General features: G+C 47.4%; 9 protein-coding genes. 6 read left to right on the top strand and 3 right to left on the bottom strand.

The window, feature by feature from the left end; all coding sequences use genetic code 11:
* Positions 1–40: 40 nt before the first annotated feature.
* The 3 genes from SGI97_11500 to SGI97_11490 all read right to left on the bottom strand — a co-directional run bounded on the left by SGI97_11500 (position 41) and on the right by SGI97_11490 (position 3,153).
* Positions 41–361: an energy transducer TonB gene (locus tag SGI97_11500; GenBank protein MDZ4724505.1), complete on the bottom strand. Its 321-nt coding sequence runs from the start codon at positions 359–361 to the stop codon at positions 41–43.
* On the bottom strand, positions 345–1,766 hold the full coding sequence (locus SGI97_11495) for an energy transducer TonB (GenBank protein ID MDZ4724504.1): 1,422 nt from the start codon (positions 1,764–1,766) through the stop codon (positions 345–347). Before SGI97_11495 ends, SGI97_11500 begins: the two co-directional genes overlap by 17 nt.
* 799 nt (positions 1,767–2,565) lie before the next feature.
* On the bottom strand, positions 2,566–3,153 hold the full coding sequence (locus SGI97_11490) for an SRPBCC family protein (protein ID MDZ4724503.1): 588 nt from the start codon (positions 3,151–3,153) through the stop codon (positions 2,566–2,568).
* 279 nt (positions 3,154–3,432) lie between these two features.
* On the opposite strand from SGI97_11490, the gene SGI97_11485 reads away from it, so the two are divergent.
* The 6 genes from SGI97_11485 to SGI97_11460 all read left to right on the top strand — a co-directional run bounded on the left by SGI97_11485 (position 3,433) and on the right by SGI97_11460 (position 10,374).
* A complete protein-coding gene (locus SGI97_11485) occupies positions 3,433–4,071 on the top strand; it encodes an FMN-binding negative transcriptional regulator (protein ID MDZ4724502.1) in 639 nt (212 codons plus the stop codon).
* A 198-nt stretch (positions 4,072–4,269) separates the two neighbouring features.
* The gene (locus tag SGI97_11480) at positions 4,270–6,006 is read left to right on the top strand and encodes a peptidylprolyl isomerase (GenBank protein MDZ4724501.1); all 1,737 of its coding nucleotides are present in this window, start codon (positions 4,270–4,272) and stop codon (positions 6,004–6,006) included.
* 3 nt (positions 6,007–6,009) lie between these two features.
* On the top strand, positions 6,010–7,314 hold the full coding sequence (locus SGI97_11475; protein MDZ4724500.1) for a peptidylprolyl isomerase: 1,305 nt from the start codon (positions 6,010–6,012) through the stop codon (positions 7,312–7,314).
* A complete protein-coding gene (locus tag SGI97_11470; protein MDZ4724499.1) occupies positions 7,314–7,562 on the top strand; it encodes a S4 domain-containing protein in 249 nt (82 codons plus the stop codon). Before SGI97_11475 ends, SGI97_11470 begins: the two co-directional genes overlap by 1 nt.
* A 229-nt stretch (positions 7,563–7,791) precedes the next feature.
* Positions 7,792–9,282, top strand: coding sequence for a magnesium chelatase (locus SGI97_11465; protein ID MDZ4724498.1), 1,491 nt, complete (start codon positions 7,792–7,794; stop codon positions 9,280–9,282).
* Positions 9,283–10,374 carry a VWA domain-containing protein gene (locus tag SGI97_11460; protein ID MDZ4724497.1) on the top strand — a complete coding sequence of 364 codons (1,092 nt, stop codon included), beginning with the start codon at positions 9,283–9,285 and terminating at the stop codon, positions 10,372–10,374.
* Positions 10,375–10,619 lie beyond the last annotated feature (245 nt).

Genomic DNA, 10,619 nt, shown 5'->3' with positions numbered 1-10,619 from the left:
GTTGTAGAGGATTGAAGCGAACGGTATTTGAAATACTGTTTTAATAACCCAGCGAAAATTTGACTTTATATTTCACCCACACCGCAACCGGATGCCCATCCTTGAGTGCTGGATTGAACCTATTCTTATCTGCTACTGCGAGCGCGGCATCGTCAAGCGCTGTTGTGCCGCTCGACTTATATAGTCTCTTCTCTATCACTTTACCGTCTTCACCGACAAGTACGGTGACCCAGACTGCGCCTTGGATTTCGGCCTGACGAGCCAATCGAGGATAATCTGGCCCTTCTTCGTGAGTCATCTCAGCCTGGACATCGACTGGAACGAACTCATCAACGTCCGGATACTCAACGCCGTTGACCACAGTTCTTTGGCAGGGTCTTCGGTTTACCAGCTACCGACTCCGATATTGGCCTTGTCCGGTGCTGGAATATTGATGAGTGAAAGCCGACATAAGCCTGTCTGTCTTGCACCTCAAACTGAGGTTGTTGAGTTTTCGCCGCTGAGATTGCGGCTTGCTCAAATCCCATATCGGGCACAGAACAAAACACAGCCTGCGCCGAATCTGCAAACCCATAGCTATTCACAAACAGCCTGAGCAACACAGTCGCATCAGTTACTTTGCCGTACGCTTTGATAGGAAACGACGGCGCGACTACGGTTTTGACTATAACCATCGAATCTCGCAGAATAAGGTCGAACTGGTCAGAGGCGAGGTTCTCTTGCTTGTTTGAGTCGTCTGTAGAAATATTTTCTGCGATAGTTTCGTTAGCTATTTGAGCCGGAGGCTCGATCATAGAAGGGAAAACATATTTGTAATAGCCACTCAGAGTGTTCGCATCTATGTGCTTAGATCGAAACTTAGTGAGCATTGAAGCGTGAGCCGCCGCATGTTCAAAGCCCAATCCGGGTACGCTACAATGAATGACCCTAGAAGAGTCAGGTATACCGTTGCTTTGCAAATAAACTTTTACAACGACATTGGCATCATCAATCGATGAAAGACCCTCAATGGGATAAATTGGCGGAACTTTGAGACTTGGGCTTAACAATGAATCTTGTAGAATTATCTCAATTTGCTCAGCGGTCACACTATCAGGACGCGAACCAATAGCTGAGGCTGTCAATACAGATTCGGCATACTTCCCAGAATTGTTTGTAAAGGGCACTGTTGTATAAGCACGATATTCCAACTTTTTACCTTTATCTTCATAAATTGGAAAGAGAGCATTCTTAATTGCCTCTCTGGCCGATTCTTCGAAGCCGTACCCCTCATGAGAAGCGGAAATAATTTTGATGTTAATCACCTTTCCTCGCGGATTGATTAACATTCTTACATTTACATTGGCCACACCTGTTATGGTGGGTGCAGCCTCCGGAAACTTTGGTTCGAAAGGCGTCAACGGTTCAATGATCGGAGCATCAAGTCCAGGCGCAAGTTTCTCGGGTCCGGCTCCAAAAACGATTACACTCGTGCTCGCTGGGTCATAGAATATTATTGGATAATATCCTTCGTATTCAACTGGTCGAAGCCCGTCCCATTTGACTTTAAAATATATATCCTCTACTGACTCCTTAGCTTCTTCTTCAAATCCGTAACCTGGTTTGTCGCAATGGATAATCAGAATAGACTTCGCTTTGCCTTTCTTCCCTACGGTAACCTTAAGCCAGACAATTGATTTTAAGTCGTGAATTCTCCCTTCATGTGGATAGTGTACAATGGTGGTAAACGTCGATCTTAATATCGAATCCTTCGATGCTTCTTTCATCGGTGGTGGGACATCGCTTGTGATACTCACATACTGTGCGGAAGATCGAGGGGCTGTCAACATGCAAACTGTTAGAACAACGGCCAAGATTACGGTGATTCGCATACTTATCATGCAACCCTGCCTGTTACGAGTGACAAAGACAAGACTTTTCGTGCTTAACCAATGTAACATCAATTCTGACTCTGGGCAATCGAAAACCTCGTGTGGAATTGGGTCTTCGATGAAGATCGTTTTTTAGAGCTAAAACACACTTTTTTGATTGAACATATACTGAAAACGGGCTCAAGCATTTGTGTGTGCGAATCAACAGTCACGCAAAGCGGGAAGCTTCTGCTCAAGGGGATATTTATATATCTGATATGGGAGAAAGGGTAGGGAGAGCCTCGCACATAAAAGAGGGAAGTTTTGCAGTTATCGCAACTTTGAGAGGTGCCGCCGCCTGCAGTTTTGTAAGCCGGAGATTAGCCCCCCTACCTCGGCCCGCCTCCCCAATAATAAATTCCTTCGCGCCACTCATAATTGCAATCTTCGCAGACCTTCTGAATATACGCACCGGAGCGACCGCCCGTCCCCTGATAATATTCCCATCGCTCCCGAAACCGCCCATAGGCGCGCCAAAATCGAATCTGTGTGCTATTACATTCGGGACATATAACCACCGGAGTGTGGGCACCCGCGTTCGGTACATTCGGTACGATGTTGTCGTGTGAAGTCATACATGTGATTCGGTTCGCGAGGGAAAGGGAGTTGTTAATTCCACTCGCGAACCGAAATTATAACAAACTAAACATAGTGCTTAGACGTCTTCGCCTTCGTTATCCGCGATACCACCTGGTGTACGGTTGCGAAGTCCTTCGGGATTGTCTTCGCTACCACCGATGCTCCTGCCGCGTGATCCGCGGGTTCCGGTCTCGGTGCCTCTGAAACCGCCAGCAACATTATCAGAAGAGCCGCCTTTGAACTGTTGTTCTGCGAAATCCCTGAAATTCATCAGATCCTGCTCAAGTTTCTTTTCGGGATTATCGAATAACTTCGCGAAAGTTGTTCCGAATACACCTTTGGGTTCGTACGAAAGAAAGCATGTCACTTCGGTCTTTTCATTCGAGATTTCTTTGAAGCGGACTTCGCCAGTCGTCTTGATATCCCCTTCGACACTGCTCCAAGCGATTTTCTTGTTTGGTTCGAGACTTGTGATCATGGCATCCCATTCAATATCTTTGCCCATCGGGCCCTCGACGACCCAGTGGCTCAGCTTGTTGTCTTTCTTTGTCACCGATTTCACATTTTCCATGAACCGCGGAAAATTGTCGAAATGCTCCCAGAGTCCGTAGACCTGCGAGATGTTACCATTGACAATAATGTTTTTGGTATACTGCTCAGCCATAAATGCATGACCTCCGTTTTACGATTTCTTGTTTTGGTGGTAGAACGATCTGGACGTTCCAATGTGATATTTCATCTCAAGTTCAGTACCTCCGAAATACCATCATGAGACTTATACAACTTTACTGCTCTAAAGATAAAGAAAGGATCATCGAGCAGAACAATTAGCTCTTTTCATTCTTTTGTACACAAATCAGTAATCCTCAGCATACAGGCCAATTATCTCTTGACCTGTTCCATGAGTGTGCTCTTAATTGATGCCATGGAGCAACCATAAGAATTGAAGGCACAAGTAGATATGTATATTCCCAAGCAATTTCTTGAGACCGACACAAGCGAAATATCCCGATTCATCACCAATAATAGTTTTGCCACCCTCATAAGTTTCGGTGACGGTGTGCCAATAGCGACTCATCTTCCGCTCGAACTTGAGACAAGTGAGACGGGCCAGAAAGTCATTTCCGGACATATTTCTCGCGGAAATAAACAGAGAAAGAGTCTTGGCGATGGAAGCGAACTGCTTGCCCTTTTTACCGGACCGCACAGCTATATTTCCTCGAGCTGGTACAATCAAGTCAATGTCCCCACCTGGAATTATGTTGCCATACACATTTACGGAAAAGCAAGTATTGTCGAAGGCGACGCTCTTCGCACGATGCTTACCCGCCTCATGAGTAAGTATGAATCACCTTCCCTTCGACCGGCCAAGTTCAGCGATCTTCCGGAAGACTTTCTACGCACAGAACTCAAGGGAATTGTCGGCTTCGAGATGAGTATCGATAGAACTGAGGCCGCATATAAACTGAGCCAGAATCGAGATGACCGGGATTATCAGGCCATCATTGCGGAACTAAAAAAGATTGAAACTACCAATGCGTTGGACATTGCCCAGGAAATGGAAAAACGCCGCAAGTTGTAATCTATGGGAGCCAATCGAGCTCACTGGACTAACCGAATAGACCGCTTGAAAGGCTATTTCCACTCCAATACAGACCGTAATTCCTTGTTGGATTACCAATTGCGTTTTACTATGTTGAAGGCTGCCGTTTGTAGCGGCTGGAACAAAGTTGTATACATATGGTAAAAGACTCAATTATTGAGCGGAGGATACTTTCAGATGAATAGAGGCGCAATTAAAAGCCTTATAGGCGCCATTACAGTTTCGGCATTTCTTTTTGCGGGATGCAGCAAATCGGACAACAATGTTATCGCAGAGGTTGGAGACTATGAAATAACTCTGCAGGAACTGGATGACATGACGCGGAATGTCAATTTCAACTTTGGCACCGCAGATGAAGAATTTACGGCCAAGCGCAATGTTCTTGATTCGATTATTCACAGCCGCCTCCTTATCCAGGGAGCCTATGAGAAAAATATCGACAAGCATGAGGAGGTGGCCCGCGTAGTCTTGGCCAACAAGGACAAGTTTTTGCTCGATATGCTCTATGAGAAGCATGTTTCCTCCAAAGTCGATGTCACCGAAGCCGAAATTCGTGAATTTTATGACAATCTCGAATACACCATCCATGCCTATCAGATTCTCCTTCGGACCGAAGACTCAGCCAATTTGGTGTTTGAAAAAGTAAAGGCGGGCGAGAATTTCGAACAGCTTGCCTATGATTACTCCACCGATGCAACCGCAAAGCGCACGCGCGGCGATCTTGGGTGGTTTGAATGGGGCGCGACTGTCGATGAATTTCAAAGAGTAGCTTTCGCACTTCAGCCGGGCGAAGTCTCGCCGCCGATCAAATCCCGATTTGGGTATCATATTATCAAACTTATCGACAAAAAAGCGAACGCTAATCGAGGCGAATACGAGCAACTCAAACCCTCACTGCGTGAAGCTGTCTTGGGAAATAAGCGAAACACAGTCACATACGAATATTTCGATCAGATCGCAGCCAAATATCCAGTCACAGTCGATACAGCAACCTCCCAGTATGTCCTGCACAAACGCGAAAACCTTTATCCTCCCCAGCTTCTTGCCGGGCTGCCGAAAAGTGATTTCGATGTTCAGCAGCTTGACCGAAATGAAAAAGAACTTGTGCTCGCCACATGGAATGGCGGCCAAATTTCGCTCTTTGACTACCTGACCCGTGCCGCAGAAATTCCTCCTCAGTACCGCCCCGACTTCGACGATTACGACTCGCTTGAGGTTTTCATCTTCGAACTAAAGAAGCCGGATTTTCTCGCCTATGAAGCCAGTCTTGAAGGTCTCGAGAACGAACCTGAGTTCAAACGAAAAATGCAACTATTCAAAGACCTGAGCATGGCGGATATCATGCGAACTGATACAATACCTGCCGGACTTATGGTCACTGACTCTGCCTCACGCAAATACTATGAGGAGCACCGCGAGGAGTTTACCGAACCGGCAAAAGTGCGTGTCTTTGAGATTTTAACCGGCGATGAACTGCTGGCCAAACGGCTTGTGGGCGATGTAAAATCACTTGAAAACTTCAAAGACAAAGCCGTCGACTATACTGAGCGTCCGGCACAGCGAAGCACCAACGGTGACCTTGGATATATCGAAGAACAATGGTTTCCTGAAATTTTTGCCGAGGCAACAAAACTGCCAGTGGGATCAATTGGAGGGCCGGTCTTTACTACCGGCAAATACTCAATTTTCTATGTAGCCGATAAACTCCCGTCTGCCCTCAAAGACTACTTGGACGTAAAGCGTGAAATTGTCACAAAATTGGTTGATGATACTCGTAACGGTGCGATATCTCAGTGGATCGAAGCACGCAAGGCAACAACAAAGATCGAGGTGTATGAAGATGTTCTTCGTGAAGCCATCGACACCAAAAAATATACCGTTCAGGATACCACTTCAACTGGGAGTAATAACTAAGAGATGAATCGTCCCTCCATTTTTCTTCTTACAGCAATCGCGCTCGTTTCGATGTCGGCTCATGTATCGGCCCAAAAGCGCGAAACCGTTGACAAGATCGTCGCTGTGGTCGGGAAAGAAGCAATCACCGCCACCGAACTCGCCGCCCAGATTGAACTGGTCGCTTTTCAAACCAATAAGAAACCGACATCACAAGACGAAATAAAGCAATTCCAAATCGAAGTGCTCGAGCAGATGATATCCGACAAGCTTTTTTTACTCGAAGCTCAGAAAGATACGTCGATATCGATCCGCACCGAAGAAATAGACAAGGCTCTCGAAGAACAGATTGCCCGCATAGCCGCCAATTACGAGTCAAATGAAGCCTTCATATCCCGACTTTCTCAGGAAGGGTTGACGCTTCGAGACCTGCAGAAACGGTACCGTGCCGATATTGAAAATCAACTGCTTCGCCAGCGTCATATTCAGAAAAAATTGTACAGTGTCTCTGTATCTAAACATGAAGTCGAAGAGTTTTATCGGCAGTTCGAAGACTCTATTCCGACCCAGCCCGAGGCAACAAAGCTCTCGCATATTCTACTTCAGATTCGACCTGCCTATAGTGTCGAGGATTCTGTGAAGCAACTGGCTATGTCTCTGCGTGAACGAATCATTGGCGGCGAGGATTTTGCCGCTCTGGCGGTTCAATACGCAAGCTTGGGCGCTGGCGCCAACGGCGGCGATTTAGGATTTGTGTCTCGCGATGATGTCGTCCCTGAATTCTCCCGCGCCGCATTTGCCCTCAACGATGGGGAAATATCGGGCGCGGTTCGAACCCAGTTCGGGTACCATATAATCCGCCTCGAGGGAAAACGCGACGACCAAGCAAGGCTCCGGCATATTCTCCTCGCAGTTGTGCCATCAGCCCAAGACACAGCGGCCACGATGGCGCTTGCTGATTCACTCATTGAAGAAGCGCGCTCAGGAACTGATTTTCAGGAGTTGGCAAAGACGTTTTCAACAGATGATCAAAGCCGTGCCCAAGGCGGCGAACTTGGCTGGTTTGCGACCAATCAACTGCCGCAGGACTTTGTTGAGCCGCTTCAAGGTTGGCAGACCGCCGGTGAAATCAAAGGACCAATTCTTTCGCAGTTTGGCGTCCATATTCTTAAACTCCTTGAATATCAATCAGCAAAGAAATTGGATCTCGTCGGTGATTTCGATCAAGTCAAAGAGCTTGCCCGACAGGATAAGACCGGCAAACTTGTTGATAAGTGGATTGCCGATATCAAAGACCGCACCTACATCGAATACCGCCTGGATAGTTGATGCGGGTTGACGATTTCCTCTCGACCGTCGGAATAATCAGACGTCGCACAGTTGCAAAAGAGATGGCAACTAACGGGCTCATTCAAGTTAATGGCCGTCCAGTCAAAGCCTCTTACGAAGTCAAGTTTAACGATATTATTGTCATTAAGGGAAGCCATCCTTTTCGCGCCGAAGTCCTTGATGTCCCCTCCGGTTCTGTCTCCAAAGACGTGCGGGGTAGGTATTTCAAAGAACTTGAGGAACTCTAACCCCCCTCTTTTATCCCCAACCACATCTTTTAGACAGTCTCTTTTGGGGCTGAATCCGAATTTTTCATCATAGACAAAGCTCTGCTTTCGGTTGCACTCACACGCCAATTGTATATATTTCGTCAATTCAACCCGGAGAATTGCCTGCAACCAATCCCTGTCTTTGGTTGTTATCTCCATAAGCAACGCCGGAATAGGCATAATAGAGGTAATCTGATAAAGGAGACGTGTGAGTAGTAAACTTGCCACAACAATAGGTGAATTGAGAACGAGCGGCTGGAAGAGCCGTACCGTCAAAGAGGAAATGCGTGAGAATTTAATCGACAAGATAAAATCCGGCGAGACACTCTTTCCGGGCATTGTCGGCTTCGATAAGACCGTCATTCCCCAACTGATAAACGCAATCCTCTCAAAGCACCACTTTATACTTCTTGGACTCCGCGGTCAGGCAAAGACCCGTATTATCCGTCAACTCCAAACGCTTCTTGACGAACACCAGCCATCGCTGACCGAGAGCTACCTCAATGAAGACCCATTCCATCCCATTTCGCCCCGCGCCCAGAAGCATGTCGCCCAACTCGGAGATAACACGCCGATAGTGTGGCGAGCGCGTGACGAGCGCTATCATGAGAAATTGGCCACTCCCGATGTTTCAATCGCTGACCTCATCGGTGATATTGATCCAATCAAAGCTGCCCGGGAGAAGCTCGATATTTCAAACGAAGAAGTAATTCACTGGGGTATAATCCCCCGCACGAATCGTGGTATCTTTGCTATCAACGAACTGCCCGACCTCCAGCCGCGTATTCAGGTGGGATTGCTAAATATCCTCGAAGAGGCCGACATTCAGGTACGCGGATTCCCACTTCGCATTCCGCTCGATATCTGCATGGTCTTTTCGGCTAACCCCGAAGACTACACCAATCGCGGAAACATAATCACCCCGCTCAAAGACCGTATTGATTCGCAAATTATCACCCATTATCCGCGGAGCCGCGATGATGCCAAAGCGATCACTATGGGCGAAGTCACAAAAGATGCTTCTGGCAAAGCTGGCCCCAAAGTAACCGTACCGGAGTTCATGCGCGATATTATCGAGGAAGTCTCGCTCCAAGCCCGCACCAGCGAATATGTCGACCAGACATCAGGAGTATCAGCGCGTCTATCTATTTCGGCCTATGAGAATTTCCTTTCAAATGTCGAGCGTCGGTCGCACCACTTTAATGACAACGACCTCTACCCCCGCATGAGCGACCTTTATGCGATTATCCCATCGGTGACCGGCAAAATTGAATTGGTTTATGAAGGAGAACAAGAAGGCTCGCTTTTAGTGGCGAACAATCTTATCGGCAAAGCAATCAATACTGTTTTCCTTGAATATTTTCCCGCGCCTGTAAAAGAACACACTCGTAAAGATGTCGCACCGGTTGAAAATCCCTACGAAGCCGTGACCGATTATTTCTCCGGCGGCAAACAGTTGGAACTTTCCGATGAGATGCCCTTTGCTGAATACAAAAAACGCCTCACATCACTGCCCGGCTTGAAAGAAATTGTCCAGCGCAATTTCCAGACCAAAGATGAACGCGAGCTTTTGCTGAGGATGGAATTGGTGCTCGAAGGACTTCATCACAATAATATCATTGCCCGCGCTGAACTCGATTCGGTCATTCGTTATGGCGATATTTTCTCGGATATGCTCAAAGGGATGGGCGGAGTCTAAATGAGATTTCTCTATACCGAATGGGATGAGGCGCTCTTTTCCAAACTGAAAAACCTCTCCGATCTGATGGCTATTTTCAATTATCTTCTCATGCGCCTCAATGGTAACGTCGATGCCACTCTCAAGCTCATGGAGCGTCTGCAGCAGCAGGGAATTCTCGACAGCAAATATGACCTCAACGAATTCAAAAAGAATCTTGAGAAATCAGACATGGTTCGCAAGACCAAAGATGGATTCAAACTGGCCCCCAAGGGAGAAAAATCGCTCCGGCAATCAGCTTTCGAAGCGATCTTCACAAAACTCCGCTCGGCCGGCAAAGGAGATCACCGACTGCCCTATGAAGGCGGCAGTTCCGAGGAAGCTCTGCCCGAGAAGCGGCCGTATGCTTTCGGCGACAACCCGAGTAATATCGATTTCAGCAGTTCGCTCTTTAATTCCATAAAACGCACCGCTGACCTTGGGCTCAATATGATCGAGAAAGACCTTGAGGTTTTCGAGACTGAAAAAGCGAGCTCGTGCGCGACTGTGCTTATGATTGATATTTCGCATTCGATGATTCTCTATGGCGAAGACCGTATCACACCTGCCAAACAGGTCGCAATGGCTTTTACTGAATTGATTTTGACTAAATACCCTAAAGACCACCTCTCGATTGTGACCTTCGGCGACGAGGCAAAAGAAGTACAGATAAAGGATTTATCCTATCTTTCAGTCGGGCCGTTTCATACAAATACCCAGGCCGGCCTCCGCTTGGCGCGTCAGATTTTGCTGACTAAGAAGCATGTGAACAAACAGATATTCATGGTCACTGATGGTAAACCATCGATGATCACTCGTTCAAACGGAGAGATTTACAAAAATCCAAATGGCCTAGATCCACGGATTGTGAATCGCACCCTTGACGAAGCCGTTATCTGCAGAAAAAAGAAAATCCCGATTACGACTTTTATGGTGACCGACGACCCGTATCTCCAGCAGTTCGTCGAGCGATTGACTGAACTGAATCATGGCCGGGCATATTTCAGTTCGGTGGATAATCTTGGCAGTTATGTCTTGTGGGATTTTGTCTCGAATAGAAAAAAGAAGGGCTGAGTTTTGGTCACCCATATATTGCTGAATGTCCTCATTATCTCCACATGGTGTACCCTTAGTATCTGAGTCGTTGCGAGGAGTGCCGTCTCCGGCACGCCCCTCCACGCCTGCCCGCTGTGGCGGGGCGGGTGACCTGACGGCCGAATGGTGCGCGACAGAGACGTCCCGCACGAAGAATTAAGAAGTGCAGTCAGCCTTCTATTTTGTCATTCCAGTCCGCCACGGCGGAGAATCCATCTTCGTCC

It is taken from the genome of Candidatus Zixiibacteriota bacterium (assembly GCA_034439475.1).
Taxonomy (GTDB): Bacteria; Zixibacteria; MSB-5A5; order GN15; family FEB-12; genus JAWXAN01.
Note: the sequence above shows the minus strand (reverse complement) of the source record. Positions and strands in the feature narration are given on the sequence as shown.